Source organism: Halomonas sp. JS92-SW72, from assembly GCF_003547075.1.
GTDB lineage: Bacteria > Pseudomonadota > Gammaproteobacteria > Pseudomonadales > Halomonadaceae > Halomonas > Halomonas alkalicola.
Genome location: NZ_CP032147.1, coordinates 1,962,730 through 1,980,856 on the forward strand (window position 1 = coordinate 1,962,730; position 18,127 = coordinate 1,980,856).

Below are 18,127 nucleotides of genomic sequence, written 5' to 3' on the forward strand. Positions count from 1 at the left end.
TCAGCGGTTCGGCGGCATCCGCCAGACCTCCAGTGCTGCCATGGTGGTCTCCAGGCAGCACTTCAGCTCGCCCAGCAGGCCCCGGGCCGCCTGCCGGTTACCGGACCGGGCCAGGCGTTCGAGGCGCGTGGCGAGGCCGGCCACCTTGACGGCACCCAGGCTCGCCGACTCGCCCTTGAGCTGGTGAGCCGCATGTTGCGCCTCCTGCAGATCGCCCTCGCCGAGGGCTCGCACGAGGGTCGCCAGTCGCGCCTCGATCTGGCCGCCGAAGAGCGCCACCAGCGACGCCAGCCCCTCCTCGCCCACGGCGTCGCGCAGCGCCTGCAGCGTCAGTGGATCGATCAGGCTGTCGCGCCCGGCGGCGGGCACCGCATGCCCGGTCTCGTGCGCGCCCCCTTCGCCCAGGTGGCGGAGCAGCGCCTCCAGCAGCTCTTCCTGGCGCAGTGGCTTGGTGAGGTAGCCGTTCATGCCGGCCGCCAGGCAGCGGGCCTGCTCGCCTCCGGGACCACCGGCCGTCATCGCCACGATCGGCACCCGGGACTCCCAGCCATCACGGGCGCGCAGCCGGCGGGTCACCTCCAGGCCGTCCATGTCCGGCATCTGGATATCCATGAAGATCAGGTCGAAGCGGCCTGCCGCGGCCAGCTGCAGGGCGGCCGCACCGGAGCCGGCCATGGTGACCGAACAGCCGAGGCGCTCCAGCATGGCCCTGGCCACCTGCTGGTTGACGGGGTTGTCCTCCACCACCAGCAGGCGGAGGCTCTGCAGGTCCAGGTGGCGAGAGCGCCCTGCTGCCGGCAGCGCGGCCGGGTCAGGCGCCTCGGCGGTCGCCAGCGACAGTACGAACCAGAAGCGGCTGCCCACCCCGGGTTCGCTGGCGACCTCGATGCGCCCCCCCATGGCCTCCACCAGCCGGCGACAGATCGCCAGGCCAAGCCCGGTGCCACCGAAGCGCCGAGCGGTGGAAGCATCGCCCTGCCGGAACGGCTCGAAGATCCGCGAGAGCTGTTCGGGGGCGATACCGCAGCCGGTGTCCACCACCTCGAAGCGGCATCGCCCGCTCCCTTCGGCGCTCACCTCCAGGCGAATCTCGCCCCGCTCGGTGAATTTCACCGCGTTGGAGACCAGGTTGATCAGCACCTGGCGCAGACGCGCCGGATCCGCCAGTACCCTTGCCGGCAGCTGCGGGTCCAGCCGCGTCCGCAATGCCACGCCGCGAGCCTCGGCGCGCGGCGCCAGCAGCGCCACCACGCCATCGACGAGCTCATCCAGCGCCAGGGCACGCTGCTCCAGCTCGAGGCGCCCCGCTTCGATCTTGGAGAAGTCCAGCAGGTCGTTGATCAGCTCCAGCAGCAGCCCGGCGCTATCGTGGATGGTGGTCACGCACTGGCGCGCCTCCCCCTCGAGCCGGTGCTCCAGCAGCACATCACTCATGCCGATGACCCCGTTGAGCGGGGTGCGGATCTCGTGGCTGACGGTGGCCAGGAACTCCGACTTGGCCTGGTTGGCCGACTCCGCCTGCCGAGCGGTCGCCTCCAGCTCCCGGCTCAGCACCTCCAGATCACGACGCGCCGCCGCGTTGTCACGGGCCTCGCGGAACAGGATCAGCGCCACCAGCATGGCCGAGAGGCTCATCGCCAGGATCAGCACCAGCAGCAGGGCATAGAGCCGCTGCAGCTGGCTACGCTCACGGGTGGCGGTCTCGGCCAGGTGGCCATTGATGGCGATCACCAGCCGCTCGGTGCGATTGCCCAGGGTATCGAGGTGGTGATCCAGGGCAAGGCGGTCGCTCTCGTGCAGCCCCTCGAGCGTCTCGATCATGAGGTCGAGGGCATCGATGCGCTGCTCGACCTCGTCCAGCAGGGCGCTGGCCGCGGGAATCGTGGCCAGCAGCTCGGTGATATCGCCCCCTCCTCGCATCAGGAAGAGCCGGCTATAGAAGAGCTCGAAGCGCAGCGCCAGGCCCGCATGGTCGGCGTCCGGCTGCGCCAGGTAGTTGCGCAGCTGCACCACGTCGCGGTCGAGCTTGTAGGCGTGCCAGGAGGCATCCCCGCCCACGCTCTGAGCCAGGCTGTCCTGGCGCCAGGAGACCAGGCCTACCACCACCAGCGCCGCCGCCAGCAGCAGCAGCGCGCTGATGGCGCCAAGCTTGACGCGCAGGGGCAGGCGCAGCATGGGACGCTCCCGATAGTGGGCCCTCAGGGGGCGTGAATGTGCACGACGTGCCACACCGAACGAAAGCGCACGGACTCGTTGTGCAGCTCCGGATGGTCGTCGAAGGGATAGAGCACGAACAGCGGGCCGAACTCGCGGATCTGCATCGGCGAGCCGTTGCGACGCATGGCCAGGATGACGTCATAGTCATGGAGGTCGGCGAGCGGGATCTCCGCCTCGAAGTCGTTGAGCGCCCGCACCAGAACACGATCGCTGCGCACGCCGGCAGCCGCCAGCACCTCCCGCAGCAGCGGGCCCTCGTAGCGGCCGCGGTCGGCGTGCCAGGGGGTGCGGGTCTCGATCTCGGTGGGCGCGATGGCCATCAGCATCTCGCGATCGAAGCTGGCCTCGTCCTCGACATTGGGGAAGTCGAGGTTGCCGCTGATGGTAAGCAGCACCTCGCCGCTCGGTGCCGGCAGGGCCTCCTCGGCGGCGGCCGACGTCGCCAGGCACGGGAGAGACATGAGGACAAGCAGCAGGGGCAGGATGCGTTGGCGCATGGGGGGCAATCCTGTGGAGAGATCCGGGAGTGGCACCAGCCTACCCGATCAGGCGACAAAGATCAGTTAGGAAAAGGGATGACCGGCACCCGTGACCGTCAGGGGACCTCCCGGATCGGGTCAGGCCGCTGCTCCTCGAGGCCCTCCAGCAGCCGCTGCAGAAAGCGGGCACGCTGCTCCCACACGGCGTTACGATGCAGCTGCCGGGACAGCGGCAGCAGCTCCGGGTCGCCCAGCCGCGCCTCGGCGAGCTGATCATGATAGGCCTCGACCAGCGCCAGGTCGGCCTCTCCCCCCTCTTCCCAGGCCGCCCGAGAGGCCTCCAGGGCCAGGCGCGCCTCCCGCCCGAGCACCTTGTCGAGCCGGGCACCGAGGCGCTCCACCTCCTCCTCCCAGCGAATCCCGGCCTCCCGGGCACACGCCAGGGCGGGTTCGGACTGCCACTGGGCTTCCGCCAGGCAGGCATCGAGCTCATGGGCAATGACCTGGCCTCCGCCCGCGGGCGACGGCGTCTGGGCATGCAGCGGCACCAGGGGAAGCAGGAGCAGGAGGCAGGCAAGCGGACGAAGTATCGGCATGGCATCACCTTGTGGGGGCCGGGATGGCGCCAGCAACGAAATGGGGGGCGTCAACGCCCCCCAGCATAGTGGCCTGGCCCCGGCAGGGCGAGCGGACTCAGCCGTGCAGTTCGCCGTCCTCCTCGACCGCGTCGACGCGCACCAGATCCTCGTAGGCGTGCCAGCTGGCGAAGCCCAGCACCGGCAGGATCAGCGCCAGGCCGATGTAGAAGGTCAGCACACCGACAAGCACGCAGCCGGTCAGGATCGCCGCCCACAGCAGCATCGGGCGGAAGTTGCGACCCACGGAACGCACGCTGGCCTCGATGCCCTCCATGAAGGTGAGATCGTGGTGCATCAGGGTCGGAATGGCCACCACGCTGATGGCGAAGGCCCCGAAGGCGAGGATGCCCCCCAGCACGCTGCCCACGGCGATCATCCCGAGGCCCTCGGGGGTGGTCAGCAGGGCGGAGTAGAGAGTGGCCGGGCTCGGCACCTCGAAACCGAAGAAGAGGGCGAAGAGCAGGGTCGCCAGCCGAATCCAGGCGAGGAAGAAGATCATCATCATCACGCCCATCATGGCGAGCTGGCCGGCGTGGGGCCGCCAGGCCCCGAAGGCATCTCCCAGGTGGGGAGCCCGATTCGCCTCCAGGGCGCGACTGACGCCGTAGGAGCCCACCGCCACCAGCGGACCGATGAACATGAAGCCAGCCACCATGGGCAGCAGCCAGTGCCACAGCCCCAGGGTGATGGCCCCTGCGGTGATGGCGATACTCAGACCCACCCAGAACATGCCGTAGGCGAGGCTCACCGCCGTGGCCTGGCGGAAATCCTCGATGCCGGCCGCCAGCCAGGCCCTCGGCCGATCCATGCCCACCGGATTGATGGTGATCTTGACCCCGGGCGCTGCAGCCTTGTGATCCGCTTTTGTTGTTGCCGCGTTCATGGTGTCACCCCTGTTGCGCCATGTAGCTCCCGCTTCCCGCGGGACGATTCCGGCACCGGCCCTGCGACCTAATGCCGCCTTAATCACTTAACTCAGGATTAATGTAGTTGACCCGAGTCAATCCTGCCGCCTGGACACCCTCGCGAATTCCACGCTCTCCGACGCCAGATACATAAGCTGATCACGATTGGTTCTTTGTCAGACTGGCCATGGCTCCCCTAGCATGGTGATCTGCCATAATTCCAGACCAGAACCTTAAGAAGAGCCCCCTCGGGGCCCAGCCCAAGGAACCTGACGATGACCCTGCCACGACCCATGGCGGTCTCCCTGCTGGGGGCCCTGCTGCTTGGCGGCCTGGCCCAGACCGCCCATGCCGATGATGAGTTCTCCCGCGAGCAGCTCGAGGTGATGGCAGGTGGCTGCGCCAGCTGCCACGGCACCGACGGCCGCCTCTCCGGTCCGGTGCCTGCCATTGCCGGCCGGCCCCAGGCCGTGCTGGAGTCGCGCCTGCTCGCCTTCAAGCGCGACGAGATTCCGGACACCACGGTGATGAACCGCATCACCCGCGGCTTCAGCGACGAGGAACTCTCGGCGCTGGCCGGCCACTTCGCCACCATCGACGCGCCCTGAGGAGGCCCCATGAGTCACGATTCACAACGCCAGGGCGTTTCCCGGCGTCGCTTCCTCCAGGGCCTTGGCGCCGCCTCCACCCTGCCCCTGCTGGGCGGTCTCTCCCCCTTCGCCATCGCCAACGGCTCCGCCGGCCGGGTGGTGGTGATCGGCGGCGGCTTCGGCGGCGCCACCGCCGCCAAGTACCTCAAGCGCGCCAATCCGGCCATCGAGGTCACCCTGGTTGAGCCCGCGGAGGTCTTCTACACCTGCCCGTTCAGCAACCTCTTCCTGGGCGGCCTGCGCGACATGCGCTCCATTGCCCACGGCTATGACGAACTGCGTGATCGCTATGGCGTGCGGGTGGTGCATGCCCTGGCCGAGGACGTCGACCCCGACGGGCACCGCGTGGGCCTATCCAATGGCGAGACCCTTTCCTACGATCGCCTGGTACTCTCGCCAGGCATCGACTTCCGCTGGAACGCCCTCGAGGGGTACGACGAGGCGGCCGCCGAGCTCGCGCCCCACGCCTGGAAGGCCGGCGCCCAGTCTGAGCTGCTGCGCCGCCAGCTCGAGGAGATGGACGACGGCGGCACCTTCGTGATGGTGGCCCCCGAGAACCCCTTCCGCTGCCCGCCGGGACCCTACGAGCGCGCCAGCATGGTGGCCCACTACTTCAGCCAGCATAAGCCCAACTCGAAGGTGTTGATCCTTGACGCCAAGGACAACTTCTCCAAGCAGGGGCTGTTCACCGCCGGCTGGGAACGCCTCTACGGCGACCGCATCGAGTGGGTGGGCCTCTCCGGCGACGGCCGCGTGACCCGGGTGGATGCCGAGAACCTCGAGGTGGAGACCGAGTTCGGCACCCGCCACCGGGCCGATGTGCTCAACGTGATCCCGCCCCAGAAGGCGGGCTGGATCGCCGAGCGCGCAGGCGTCACCGATGAATCCGGCTGGGTGCCGGTCAAGGCCGAGACCTTCGAGTCGCAGCGGGTCCGCGACATCTATGTGGTGGGCGATGCCACGGTGGCCGCGCCGATGCCCAAGTCGGGCTTCTGCGCCAACAACCAGGCCAAGGTGGTGGCCGCCGCCATCGCCGCGGACCTCTCGGGCCGTACCGCCCCGGAGCCCTACTGGACCAACACCTGCTACAGCCTGATCGGCCCCGAGTACGGCATCTCCGTGGCCGGGGTCTACCGGGTACAGGAAGGGGTCATCGCCGAGGTGGAGGGCGCCGGCGGGCTCAGTCCGGCCGATGCTCCGGACCATATCCGCGCCCTCGAGGCCGAGTACGCCGTGGGCTGGTACAACGCCATCTGCCAGGACACCTGGGGCACCAGCGTCTGACCCGGGAGCGGCAGTGGTATGATGCGCAGGGCCACCTCCGGGTGGCCCCGTTTCGTTGAAGGATCGAGGAGTTCTCCATGACCCATACCGAGCTGGTGGCCTGGTCGGGCCTGGTGATCGGCCTGGCCTTCGGCGCCACCGCCCAGGTCACCGGCTTCTGCCTGATGCGCGGCCTGGCCAACGCCTGGACGCGAGGCGACACCCTCAAGCTGCGCGCCTTCGCCCTGGCCATGGCCGTGGCGCTGCTGGGCAGTCAGGCGCTCGTGGCCACGGGCGTCCTCTCGCTGGGGGGCGCCCTCTACCTGCCGCCCAGCGCCTCCTGGCTGGCGGTGCCGCTGGGCGGTGCACTGTTCGGCTACGGCATGGTGCTGGCCAACGGCTGCGGCGCCCGCTCGCTGGTGCTGCTGGGCAGCGGCAACCTGAGAAGCTTCGTGGTGCTGGTGTGCCTGGGCCTGGCGGCCGCCATGACCCTCTCCGGCCTGCTCGCCCCGCTGCGCGTCTGGCTCGAGGGCGCCACCACCCTCGCCCTCCCCGCCCGCGAGCTCCACGGTCTGCTCGGCGTGCCCGCCTGGCTGGTGGCCCTGGTGCTGGGCGGCGCGCTCACCGCCTGGGCACTCTCCAGCCGCGACTTCCGCGCAAGCCCCCGGGAGTGGCTGGGCGGCCTTGCCATCGGCGCCCTGGTGCCGGCCGGCTGGTACGCCACCGGCGTGCTGGGCTTCGACGACTTCGAGCCGGTGCGTCTGGCCACCCTCACCTTCATCGCCCCCATCGGCGACAGCCTGCAGTACGCCATGCTCTCCACCGGCAGCCGGCTCGGCTTCGGCGTCAGCGTGGTGGCCGGGGTGCTGGTGGGCGCCCTGGTGATGGCACTCGCCCGTCGCGACTTCCGCTGGCAGGGCTTCAGTGGTCCCGGCCACATGGGTCGCAGCATGGCCGGCGGTGCCCTGATGGGCATCGGCGGTGTACTGGCCCTGGGCTGCTCCATCGGCCAGGGGCTGTCGGGCTTCTCGACCCTGGCGCTGCCCACCTTCGCCGCCCTGGCCGGGATCCTCCTCGGCGCCTGGCTGGGGATCAAGGGGCCGCTTTCGCTGTCCAATTCGATGACCTGAATAACCCTCCAGGAAATTGCCCATGCCCCACCCCCTGACCCGACGCCTGCTCTCACGACGCCGCCTGCTGATCGTTGCCGGCCTGATGCTCCTCTCGCCAATGGCGCTGGCCGATGGCCCCTGGCAGCGCCTGGAAGCCGCCAGCGAGCTGCTCGGGGGCACCACCCCGGCTACCGAGGGACTGGTCCTCGAGCTGCCCCACGTGTCGGAAGACGGCTCGGCCGTCCCCCTCACCGTCAGCTTCGACGGCAGCCTCGCCGACGACGATTACCTGAGCGAGATCCACCTCTTCGCCACCGGCAACCCCTCCCCCGAGATCGTCAGCTTCTCGCTCGGCCCCGCGGCCGGCCTGCCGGAGATCTCCACCCGGGTGCGCCTCAACGAGACCCAGCAGGTGATCGCCATCGCACGCACCCAGCAGGGCGAGACCTTCGCCACCGCCCGGGAGGTACGCATCACCGTCAGCGGCTGCCTGATGCGCGGCGACGACCAGGGCCCCGAGCCGCTGGCCAACCCGCGGGTCAGCCTGCCCGAGCGCTTCACCGCCGGCGTGCCCGGCGAGGTTCGCACCCTGATCAGCCACCCCATGGAGACCGGGCTGCGCGAGGGCAGCGACGGCGAGACGCTGCCGCGCCATATCATCGAGCGCTTCACCGTGACCCTCGACGGCGAGACCGCCTTCGCCGCCGACCTCCATCAGTCGATATCGGCCAACCCCTACCTGCGCTTCCACCTGGCGCCGCAGGAGGACGCCGAGCTGGTCATCGAGTGGCAGGACGACAGCGGCGAGAGCGCCCGCCACGAGGCGAGACTCAGCGTCGGCTGATCGGCGACGCCGCCCACACGAACGCAGGCGCCCCGGCCAGTTGGCCGGGGCGCCTGCGTTGCAAGGGAGCACCGGGGGCGCCCGTGGGGAGCGGCCACTTACCGTACGATCATCACCGACATCTTGGAGTGGTGCACCACGTGCTCGGCGTTGGGGCCCAGCACGTAGTCGGCGAACTTGCGCTTGTTGTGGGAGGCCATCACGATCAGGTCGACCTCGAGCTTCTTGGCCGCCTTGATGATCGCCTCCCAGGGCGAGCCGTCGACGATCACCGTCTGCACCTTGATGTCCTCGGGCACGTGCTCCTGGATGAACCGGTGCTGGGCCTCGGTGACGGCCTCGTGGGCCTTCTTGGCGAAGTCCTTGGGGAAGTAGGAGCCCACCAGGGGCATCCGGTAGTCCGGCAACACCGTCACCACATGCAGCGAGGCCCCGAAGGTACGGCACAGGGTCACCGCCGTGGGCAGCGCCTTCTTCCAGGAGCTCTCCTCGTTGAGATCCACCGGCATCAGGATCTTGTTGTACATGTCATCGTCTCCTTCAGGCAGTAGCGGCCTGGCCGGGACCAGGTTCACGACGGCGACGCTGCAGCATCACCACCAGGCCGAACACCAGGAACCCCGGTATCCACATCCACTCCTTGGCCCAGCGATCCACCGGGGCCAGCACCTCGAGGATCTCCTGGTCGAAGTCGAACCCCAGGTCGGCCGCCAGGCTGCCGAACTCCACGAAGTCCACCGTGGCCTGATCGCCATCGACCCACAGTTCCATGCCGAGACGCTCCATGCGCTCCTCGCCGGTATCGCCGCGCGGCACCGGCACCAGCACATAGGTGGTCATGGGATCGCCGAAGGCGTCCTCACCGGCGATCTGCACCCGCAGGTTGCTGCCGTCCTCCACGTCACCCAGGGCCTGGACGAACTGGCTCGGGGGCACCGACTCGTAGGGATCGTGGACCTTGTCCATCCAGAACCCCGGGCGGAACAGGGTGAAGGCCACCAGCAGCAGCAGCACCGACTCGTACCAGCGGTTGCGCACGATCATGTAGCCCTGGGTACCCGCGGCGAAGATCAGCATGGCGATGGTGGCGATGATGAAGATCACGATCCCCTGCAGCCACCCGACATCGATCAGCAGCAGGTCGGTGTTGAAGATGAACAGGAAGGGCAGGGCCGCGGTGCGCAGGCTGTAGTAGAAGGCCTGGAAACCGGTGCGCAGCGGATCGCCCCCGGAGACCGCCGCCGCCGCGAAGGAGGCCAGGCCCACCGGGGGCGTCACGTCGGCCATGATGCCGAAATAGAAGACGAACAGGTGCACCGCGATCAGCGGCACGATCAGGCCGTTCTGCTGCCCCAGCATCACGATCACCGGCGCCATCAGCGCGGAGACCACGATGTAGTTGGCGGTGGTGGGCAGGCCCATGCCGAGGATCAGGCTGAGCAGCGCGGTGAGCAGCAGGATCAGCATCAGGTTGCCCATGGAGAGGATCTCCACCACGTCGGCCAGCACCAGGCCGACGCCGGTCTGGGAGACCGCGCCGACGATGATGCCCGCCGCCGCCGTGGCGATGCCGATGCCAATCATGTTGCGGGCACCCGCCACCAGGCCGTCCCACAGGTCCTTGAAGCCCTCCTTGATGTCCGCCACGACCTTGCTGCGGCCGCGGAAGATGGCGATCAGCGGCCGCTGGGTGATCATGATGAAGATCATGAACACCGTGGCCCAGAAGGCGGAGAGGCCCGGCGAGAGACGCTCTACCATCAGGCACCACACCAGCACGATCACCGGCAGGATGTAGTGCAGGCCCACCATCACCGTGGGGCGGGTCTGGGGCAGCTTGACCACCTTGGAGCTGGGGTCGTCGAGCTCGAGCTCCGGGTAGTTGGCGCCCACCTTGAGCAGGCCGACGTAGACCGCCGTCAGCGCCACGGCCACCACCCAGGGGGTTGCATCGCCCAGCACCGGCTTGAGCCAGCCAAGCCCGTAGTAGACGGCAAAGGAGAGCGCCATCAGCAGGATCAGGCCGGTCAGGAAGCCGATCACCTTGTTGAGGAAGGGACGCGCCGGGTTGCTGGTCGGCAGGCCGGTCATGTTGGCCTTGAGCGCCTCAAGATGGACGATGTAGATCAGCGCGATATAGGAGATCAGCGCCGGCAGGAAGGCGTGCTTGATCACCTCCACGTAGGGAATGCCGACGTACTCGACCATCAGGAAGGCCGCAGCCCCCATCACCGGCGGCATGATCTGGCCGTTCACCGAGGACGACACCTCAACGGCGCCGGCCTTCTCCGCCGAGAAGCCCACCCGCTTCATCATCGGAATGGTGAAGGTGCCGGTGGTCACGGTATTGGCGATGGAGGAGCCGGAGATCAGGCCGGTCATGCCCGAGGCCACCACCGCCGCCTTGGCGGGGCCGCCCTTGTAGTGACCGAGCAGCGAGAAGGCCACCTTGATGAAGTAGTTGCCGGCCCCAGCCTTGTCGAGCAGGGCGCCGAACAGCACGAAGAGGAAGACGAAGCTGGTCGAGACCCCGAGCGCGATGCCGAACACCCCCTGGGCGGTGAGCCACTGGTGGTTGATCAGCCCGTTGAGGCTCACCCCGCGGTGGGCGAGGATGCCTGGCATCTGGGGGCCGAACAGGGAATAGAGGATGAAGACCGAGGCCACGATCATCAGGGGTGGCCCCAGCGCCCGGCGGGTAGCCTCCAGCAGCATCACCAGGCCGATCACGCCGACGATCACGTCCTGGGTGATCGGCGCCCCCGGTCGGTTGGAGAGCTGCTCGTAGAAGAGGAACATGTAGGCGCCGCAGAAGGCGGCCACCGCCGCGAAGATCCAGTCCTGGATCGGGATGCGATCGCGGGGCGAGCGCTTCAGCGCCGGGTAGGCCATGAAGGCCAGGAAGAGGGCGAATGCCAGGTGGATCGAACGCGCCTCGGTGGCGTTGAAGACACCGAAGCGGAACATGTAGGGGAGCGGCGACGCAATCCACAGCTGGAACAGCGACCAGCTGGCCGCAATGCCTACCAGCAGCTTGCCGGGTGCCCCCAGCGGCTTGCGCGCCCCGGAGTCGCTGGAGGCGACCATATCCTCCAGGTCTACCTCCGGGGCGCGGGGTTTGGTGTTCTCGTCAGTCATGTGCTGGCCCTGCCCGCAGTCAAGTGTTGTGTCTATCCCTGCCCGTGGCGGATGGCCCCAGGCGGGGCCCCAACGAGATGCGCGGACGCCCCGAGGGGGTCCGCGCATCGATCACCACGGGTGATTGGCTGACGCCGCTGGAATCACTCGATCCAGCCGCGCTCGCGATAGTAGCGGGCCGCACCGTCGTGCAGCGGCGCAGTGAGACCCTCGGAGATCATCTGCTCCTCCTGCAGGTTCTCGAAGGCCGGGTGCAGGCGCTTGAAGCGATCGAAGTTCTCGAACACCGCCTTGACGGTCTCGTAGACGATCTCTTCGTCCACCGCCGTGGAGGTGACGAAGGTCGCCGCCACGCCGAAGGTCTCGACGTCCTCGTCGTTGCCACGGTACATGCCGCCCGGGATCACCGCATGGGTGTAGTAGGGGTTGGCCTCGATGATCTCCTCGATCTCCGGGCCGGTCACCGGGATCAGGCGCGCATCGATGGTGGTGGTGGCCTCCTGGATGGAGCCGTTGGGGTGACCCACCACGTAGACCATGGCATCGATGTTGTTGTCGGAGAGGGCCGCGGCCTGCTCGGCGGCGTCGAGCTGGGAGGCCAGGGAGAAGACGCTGGTATCCCAGCCCATGGCCTCCATGACAACGTTCATGGTGTTGCGCTGGCCGGAACCCGGGTTGCCGATGTTGACGCGCTTGCCCGGGAAGTCGCTGATGTGCTCGATGCCGGAGTCGGCGCGGGCCACCACGGTCAGCGGCTCGCCGTGCATGGTGAAGACGGCGCGCATCTCTTCCCAGGCGCCATCCTCGGCGAAGTTGTCCTCGCCGTGGTAGGCGCGATACTGGACGTCGGACTGCACCACGCCCATGTCCAGCTCGCCGCTCTTCATGCCGTTGACGTTGGCCACGGAACCGCCGGTGGAGGGGGCGTTACAGCGGATGTTGTGCTCGTCGCTGCCGCGGTTGACCATGCGGCACACCGACTGGCCGACCACGTAGTAGACGCCGGTCTGACCACCGGTGCCGATGGTGATGAAGCGATCCTGGGCCACGGCCGGGGCCGAGAACATCGCAGCACCGAGCAGGGCGCCGGAGAAGGCAGCAGCCGAGAAAGCATGGCGTTTCATGAACACACCTCTTTGCGTTGTAGGCATTCGGTTGTAGGCAATCATTGGTGGCAGCTCCGACACCCTGGTCGGGGAATCTACCAATCTCTTCTACTTTAGCGGAAAAAACTGCTTACGGGTAACCAACCTCCCTCAACGAAAAGCGGAAAGATGACTCCCATCAGTCTAGTCCCTGGCAGCGTTTATCGCGCGTTGGGGCCATGGCAGGACAGAACGAAAGAACCGCGCCGTGGCGCGGTTCCGGTTCCAGCGTACAGGGGCCGGCGTAGCGGCCCGCCGCCCGTCAGGAGGCCTTCATGATCAGCGCCTGCTTCTCGTCCTTCATGGCGGCAAACTCGGCCTCGAAGAAGAACTCGCTCTCCCCAAGCGCCGGTTCCAGATGGTTGAGCCAGGTGGCGGCCTCGTCGTACTTCGCGAAGAAGGGACGCTGCACCCAGTCGCTGTCGCGCCCCTGGATGAAGCGCAGCACGAAGACCTTCTCGCCCTTGATCTCGGTGACGCCCTGGATCTCCACCTTGCCAGGATCGGCGGACATGGAGGGCCCACGGGCGGTGCGGGCCAGGCCCGGCACCTGCTTCATCGCCTCTCGGTAGATCTCCCACGCCTTGACCAGCGGCACCTCGAAGTAGTGGCGGGCACCGGTATCGCGCTCCACGAACAGGTAGTAGGGGATCATCCCCAGGCGCACCTGCTGGGTCCACATCTTCGCCCACTGGTCGGCGTCGTCGTTGATGTGCTTCAGGAGCGGCGCCTGGGTGCGGATCTCCGCCCCGGTGGCGCGGATACGGCGGATCGCCTCGCGGCAGATGGGGGTGTCCATCTCCTTCCAGTGGTTGAAGTGCGCCATGAAGGCGACGTGCTTGCCGGCCGCGGTCAGCTCGCGGAAGAGGTTGAGGATATCCTCGGCGTCCGGGTCGGTGACGAAGCGATAGGGCCAGAAGGTCAGGCTCTTGGAGCCGATGCGGATGTCCTGGACGTGATCCAGCTCGGGCTTCATCAGGCCCTCCAGGTACATGCGCAGGTGCTTGGCCTTCATCACCATGGGGTCGCCGCCGGTCATCAGCAGATCGGTGACCTCGGTGTGCTCGGCCAGGTAGCGGTGCAGGGAGTCGGCTTCGCTTGCTGCGAACTTGAGGTCCTTGTCGCCGACGAACTGCGCCCAGCGGAAGCAGAAGGTGCAGTAGCTGTGGCACACCTGGCCCTGGCTCGGGAAGAAGAGCACCGTCTCGCGGTACTTGTGCTGCATGCCGGGCAGCGGCTCGCCGTCGAGCAGCGGCAGGTTGAGGTCCATCTGCCCCGCCGGATGGGGATTCAGCTCACCGCGGATGCGCTCGATCACCGGCTTCATCTCGGCGGCGTCGGCATCGCGGCGCACCAGCTCGGCCACCTCATCGTAGTGCTCGGGACGCAGCATGCCGCGCTGGGGAAAGGTGAGCTGGAAGATCGGATCGTCGGGAATGTTGCTCCAGTCGATCAGCTCGTCGATGACGTACTCGTTGACCCGGAACGGCAGCACCTGGCTGACGACCCGCATGTCGAAGCGCAGGTCGTCAGGCAGGTTCTGGATCGCCTCGATCTTGTCGAGCTGGCGGTGGGTGTAGACCTTGAACTGTCGGGCCTCGAAGGCCTCGGCCTCGGGGCTGCCGAGCTCGATATTGACGCGCTGGTTCATCTCGCCTCCTCTTCGTTGTCCGGGGCGCCGGCCAGGGAGGCGGCACCGCCGTCTTCTCATCGGGGGAGGCTATTGGTACAGACCAGGGCAAGAAGTGCAACTTTCTGCGTCGATTTGCAACGAATGTCACGCGAAAGTGCAGACCATGCAACACTTGATTCGAGACGGCCGACTCACTTCGCCGGCTTGCGGATCAGCTTCGCCGTGAGGCGCTGAAGGCGCGGCGCCCCGAGCAGGATCAGCGCGAACGCGATCGGCCAGGCGATATAGAAGGCGCGCCACCAGCGTGCCGTGAAGCCATCGCCCAGCCCGGTGTTGACCCAGGTGATCACGAAGGTCATCAGGGTCACCATGTAGACCGACATCAGCACGGAGAAGACCAGGGGAGCGAGACGCGGAGGAAAGAGCATGGAGACTCCTGGCAGGAAACAGGGAATAAGCTTAGGACGCTATCTTATACACTTCCCTCGCCGAGCGGGAGGTGGCCAGGCGTCGCACCCTGAATTGCCCGGGCCCATGGGAAACCGCCAGACTGTCAGCACCATCCCGCTCAGGAGGAGTCCCATGAACGCTACCCTCGAGTGCCTGCAGGGCGATATCGCCCACCAGCCCGAGTTCGACGCCGTGGTCAACGCCGCCAATGCCCAGCTGCGCCCGGGCGGCGGCGTGGCCGGCGCCCTGCATCGCGCCGCGGGGCCGGCGCTCGATCGCGCCTGCCGCCCGCTCGCCCCCATCCGCCCCGGGGAGGCGGTGATCACCGGGGCCTTCGGCCTGCCCAACCGCCACGTGATCCACTGTCTGGGACCGGTCTACGGCGTCGACGAGCCCGCCGACGCGCTGCTCGCCGCCTGCTACCGCAACGCCCTGACCCTGGCCGAACGGCAGGGCCTCGCCTCGGTCGCCTTCCCGGCGATCTCCACCGGGGTGTTCGGCTACCCGCCGGCGGAGGCCGCCCGGGTGGCACTCGGCGCGGTGATCGCCACCCTGCCCGACTGCCCGCATATCGAGCGGGTGCGCTTCGTGCTCTTCGATGCCACCGGCGCCGAGCTCTTCCGGCGCACCCTGGCGACCCTGCAGGGCGCCCCCTGATTCCCTACCCCACGTTGTAGCCCAGCGTCCGCGGCAGCCACAGCGCGATCTCCGGCAGCATGAAGAGCACCACAAGCGCCCTACCCCACGTTGTAGCCCAGCGTCCGCGGCAGCCACAGCGCGATCTCCGGGAAGATGGCCACGAGCGCCAGGGCACCGGCCATGGCCACCACGAAGAGCAGCGCCCAGCCCACCGTCTGCTCCAGGCGGATCTTCGCCACCTCGGTGGTCACCATCAGGTTCACCGCCACCGGTGGCGTGAACTGGCCGATGGCGATGTTCATGGCCAGCAGGATGCCGAACCACACCGGGTTCCACTCGAAGTGCTGCATCACCGGGATCAGGATCGGCATCAGGATCAGGTAGATGGAGATGGCGTCGAGCAGCATGCCGGCGGCCAGCACCGCCAACATGATCAGGATCAGCAGCAGCACACCGTTGTCGGTAAGCGCGATGATCCACTGGGCCATGTCACGGAAGGTGCCGAGCATGGTGCCGGCCCAGGCAAAGATGCCGGCCAGCGCGATGATCAGCATCACCACGCCGGAGATCACCGCCGCCTCGCCGAACAGCCGCCACAGGTCGCGCACCCCGATCTCGCGGGTCACGAAGAGGCCGATCGCCACCCCGTAGGCCACCGCCACCACCGCCGCCTCGGTGGGGGTGAAGAGCCCGGAGCGCAGCCCGCCGAGGATCAGCACCGGGGCGAAGAGCGCCGGCAGCGCCTGCTTGAAGGTCTCGCCCACCTTGAGGCGCTCGGCGCCCTCCACCGGCGTGCCGCCTTCCCAGCCATAGCGCTTCGAGACCAGCAGCGCCGGCACCAGCAGTGCCAGGCCGGCCAGGATCCCGGGAAAGAGCCCGGCGGCGAAGAGGGCGCGCAGGTCGACCCCCGGCACCACGATGGAGTAGAGGATCAGCGCCACCGAGGGCGGAATCAGGATCGCCGTGGAGGCCGAGGCGGCGATCAGGGTCGCCGAGAAGGGCTTGGGGTAGCCCGCCTTGGTCATGCTCGGCAGCATCACCATGGCCACCGCCGCGGCGTCCGCCGGCCCCGAGCCGCTCATGCCGCCCATGATCATGCACACCAGCACCGCCACCAGGGCCAGGCCGCCGTGGCGCGGGCCGATCAGCGCCTGGGCGAAGCGCACCAGGCGCAGCGCCACCCCCGAGCGCTCGAAGATCAGCCCGGTGAGGATGAACAGCGGAATGGCGATCAGCGGGTACTTGGCGATGCTGTTATAGGTGTTGGTGCCCAGGGTGGCGAGCATGGCCGGCGGCAGCCCGGCCAGGATGCCCACGGCGCCGGCCAGGCCCAGTGAGAAGGCCACCGGTACCCCGGCGATCAAGAGGCCCGCGAAGGCCAGCAGCATCCACAGATCAGGGCTCATCATCGAGCCTCCCGCGCAGGCGGTCCCGGGTCTGCTGGGTCTGGCGGATCATCATCACGCCCGAGAGCAGCGGCAGCCAGACGATGTACCACCACTGCGGCAGCCCCAGCCCCGGCGAGAGCGACTCCCACTGGTACTCCTGCCAGGCGAGCTTGCCGCCGAACCAGGTGATCAGGCCCAGCACCGCCATGCCGCAACCCCACTGGAAGAGGACCAGGGCCTTGCGCGGCGCGGCGGGCAGCGCCCGCTCCAGCAGGCCCACGCGGATATGGCCGTTGCGGCGCAGGGCCACCGCGGCGCCGGCGAAGGTGAGCACCACCAGCAGGAAGACCGAGAACTCCTCGGTGAAGGCCAGCGAGCCGCCGGTGATATAGCGGGTGACCACGTTGCCGAGGCTGATCACCGCGATGATGATCAGCGCCAGGGAGGCGAGCCAGCGCTCCGGCCGGGCATCGGGAGAGGGTGTCATAGGGACCTCATGAATGACGTCGCCCCCGTTTCCGGGGGCGACGAATATGGCGTGTGGCGAGGGCTCAGCGCGCCTCGACGGCCTCGCGGGCCGCTTCCACCAGGGCCTCGCCGATGCGCGGCACCCACTTGTCGTGAACCTCGGCGGTGGCCTCGACGAAGGCCTGGTACTGCTCGTCGGTCAGCTCGGTGACGGTGACACCGCGCTCCTGGATGGCGGCCAGGCGCTCGCTCTCCTCCTCACGGGTCATGGCGATCTCCCACTGGCCGGCCTCGATGGCCGCCTCGCGCAGGATCTCGCGGTCGCCCTCGTCCAGGGAGTCCCACACCTGGCGGTTCACGGCGAAGATCAGCGGGTCATTCATGTAGTTCCACAGGGTCAGGTGCTGCTGGCCCACCTGGTCGATGCGCGCCACGTCGAACACCGAGAGCGGGTTCTCCTGGCCGTCCACCGCGCCGGTGGTCAGCGCCGGCTGGGCGTCGGTCCAGCTCATCTGGGTGGGGTCGGCGCCCAGGGCGTTGAAGGTGTCCTGGAAGAGCGGCGAGCCCACCACGCGGATCTTGAGGCCATCGAGGTCACCGGGCTCGCTGATCGGGCCGCGGGAGTTGGAGAGCTGGCGGAAGCCGTTCTCGCCCCAGGCCAGCGGGATAACGTCGCGGGACTCGATGGCCTCGAAGACCATCTCACCGGCGGCGCCGCCGGTCACCGCGTCCACCGCCGCCTCGTCGGGCAGGAAGAAGGGCAGCGAGAAGAGGTTCAGCTCCGGCACCTGGGGCGACCAGTTGATGGTGGAGCCCACGGCGGCGTCGATCAGCCCGGAGCGCATGGCGGAGAACTCGCGGGTCTGGTCACCGGCCACCAGCTGGGAGTTGGGGTAGACGCGCAGGGTGAGGCGGCCTTCGGTGCGCTCCTCGACGAGTTCGGCCCACTTCTCGGCGGCCTGGCCCCAGGGGAAGGCGTCGGAGAGCACGGTGGAGACGGAGAGCTCGCGGGCCTGGGCGGAGAGCGAGGCGGAGAGCACGGCGGCGCCGGCCAGGGCGGCGGCCAGCTTGGTGAGGGAGCGTGTGGCGGTCATGGCGTGTCCTTGCTGTGGCCAGCCGGCGGAAGGCCGGAGGGCATGGTTGTTATGGGGAAGAAAT

17 protein-coding genes are annotated in these 18,127 nt (G+C 68.2%); 5 read left to right on the forward strand and 12 right to left on the reverse strand.

The features are described 5' to 3' along the window. From D1793_RS09130 to D1793_RS09145, 4 genes are all read right to left on the reverse strand, one after another. Window positions 1–2,175 (reverse strand): ATP-binding protein, encoded by a 2,175-nt coding sequence (locus tag D1793_RS09130; protein WP_119021891.1) that lies wholly within the window; start codon window positions 2,173–2,175, stop codon window positions 1–3. Between the two features lie 23 nt (window positions 2,176–2,198). Continuing rightward, on the reverse strand, window positions 2,199–2,714 hold the full coding sequence (locus tag D1793_RS09135; RefSeq protein WP_119021892.1) for a molybdopterin-dependent oxidoreductase: 516 nt from the start codon (window positions 2,712–2,714) through the stop codon (window positions 2,199–2,201). A gap of 98 nt (window positions 2,715–2,812) precedes the next feature. Beyond that, the gene (locus tag D1793_RS20020) at window positions 2,813–3,292 is read right to left on the reverse strand and encodes a hypothetical protein (RefSeq protein ID WP_119021893.1); all 480 of its coding nucleotides are present in this window, start codon (window positions 3,290–3,292) and stop codon (window positions 2,813–2,815) included. Window positions 3,293–3,389: 97 nt separating this feature from the next. Beyond that, a complete protein-coding gene (locus tag D1793_RS09145) occupies window positions 3,390–4,217 on the reverse strand; it encodes a DUF2189 domain-containing protein (RefSeq protein ID WP_119021894.1) in 828 nt (275 codons plus the stop codon). Window positions 4,218–4,514: 297 nt separating this feature from the next. Here D1793_RS09145 and D1793_RS09150 point away from each other — a divergent pair, with 297 nt between their 5' ends. The 4 genes from D1793_RS09150 to soxZ all read left to right on the forward strand — a co-directional run bounded on the left by D1793_RS09150 (window position 4,515) and on the right by soxZ (window position 8,108). Next, entirely contained in the window at window positions 4,515–4,847 is a 333-nt protein-coding gene (locus D1793_RS09150) for a c-type cytochrome (RefSeq protein ID WP_119021895.1), read from the forward strand. A gap of 9 nt (window positions 4,848–4,856) precedes the next feature. After that, window positions 4,857–6,173, forward strand: a complete 1,317-nt coding sequence (locus tag D1793_RS09155; protein WP_119021896.1) for an NAD(P)/FAD-dependent oxidoreductase — start codon at window positions 4,857–4,859, stop codon at window positions 6,171–6,173. A 77-nt stretch (window positions 6,174–6,250) separates the two neighbouring features. Further along, window positions 6,251–7,282, forward strand: a complete 1,032-nt coding sequence (locus D1793_RS09160; RefSeq protein ID WP_119021897.1) for a YeeE/YedE family protein — start codon at window positions 6,251–6,253, stop codon at window positions 7,280–7,282. Window positions 7,283–7,304: 22 nt separating this feature from the next. Next, window positions 7,305–8,108 carry a thiosulfate oxidation carrier complex protein SoxZ gene (gene soxZ, locus D1793_RS09165; RefSeq protein WP_119021898.1) on the forward strand — a complete coding sequence of 268 codons (804 nt, stop codon included), beginning with the start codon at window positions 7,305–7,307 and terminating at the stop codon, window positions 8,106–8,108. A gap of 98 nt (window positions 8,109–8,206) precedes the next feature. On the opposite strand, the gene D1793_RS09170 is transcribed toward soxZ, so the two are convergent. The 5 genes from D1793_RS09170 to D1793_RS09190 form a co-directional block, all read right to left on the reverse strand. Further along, window positions 8,207–8,635 carry a universal stress protein gene (locus tag D1793_RS09170; RefSeq protein WP_119021899.1) on the reverse strand — a complete coding sequence of 143 codons (429 nt, stop codon included), beginning with the start codon at window positions 8,633–8,635 and terminating at the stop codon, window positions 8,207–8,209. A gap of 13 nt (window positions 8,636–8,648) precedes the next feature. Beyond that, window positions 8,649–11,246, reverse strand: coding sequence for a TRAP transporter permease (locus D1793_RS09175; protein ID WP_119021900.1), 2,598 nt, complete (start codon window positions 11,244–11,246; stop codon window positions 8,649–8,651). Between the two features lie 143 nt (window positions 11,247–11,389). Continuing rightward, window positions 11,390–12,370 (reverse strand): TAXI family TRAP transporter solute-binding subunit, encoded by a 981-nt coding sequence (locus D1793_RS09180; protein WP_119021901.1) that lies wholly within the window; start codon window positions 12,368–12,370, stop codon window positions 11,390–11,392. 283 nt (window positions 12,371–12,653) lie between these two features. Further along, a complete protein-coding gene (locus D1793_RS09185) occupies window positions 12,654–14,042 on the reverse strand; it encodes a lysine 2,3-aminomutase (RefSeq protein WP_119021902.1) in 1,389 nt (462 codons plus the stop codon). A gap of 173 nt (window positions 14,043–14,215) precedes the next feature. Further along, the gene (locus D1793_RS09190) at window positions 14,216–14,452 is read right to left on the reverse strand and encodes a DUF2798 domain-containing protein (protein WP_119021903.1); all 237 of its coding nucleotides are present in this window, start codon (window positions 14,450–14,452) and stop codon (window positions 14,216–14,218) included. 154 nt (window positions 14,453–14,606) lie between these two features. On the opposite strand from D1793_RS09190, the gene D1793_RS09195 reads away from it, so the two are divergent. Then, window positions 14,607–15,131 (forward strand): macro domain-containing protein, encoded by a 525-nt coding sequence (locus D1793_RS09195; RefSeq protein WP_119021904.1) that lies wholly within the window; start codon window positions 14,607–14,609, stop codon window positions 15,129–15,131. Between the two features lie 80 nt (window positions 15,132–15,211). Here the strand turns inward: D1793_RS09195 and D1793_RS09200 are convergent, their stop codons facing one another. From D1793_RS09200 to D1793_RS09210, 3 genes are all read right to left on the reverse strand, one after another. Then, entirely contained in the window at window positions 15,212–16,519 is a 1,308-nt protein-coding gene (locus tag D1793_RS09200; protein ID WP_119021905.1) for a TRAP transporter large permease, read from the reverse strand. Further along, window positions 16,509–16,988 (reverse strand): TRAP transporter small permease, encoded by a 480-nt coding sequence (locus D1793_RS09205; protein ID WP_119021906.1) that lies wholly within the window; start codon window positions 16,986–16,988, stop codon window positions 16,509–16,511. Before D1793_RS09205 ends, D1793_RS09200 begins: the two co-directional genes overlap by 11 nt. A gap of 64 nt (window positions 16,989–17,052) precedes the next feature. Beyond that, entirely contained in the window at window positions 17,053–18,063 is a 1,011-nt protein-coding gene (locus D1793_RS09210; protein ID WP_119021907.1) for a DctP family TRAP transporter solute-binding subunit, read from the reverse strand. Between the last annotated feature and the right edge of the window lie 64 nt (window positions 18,064–18,127).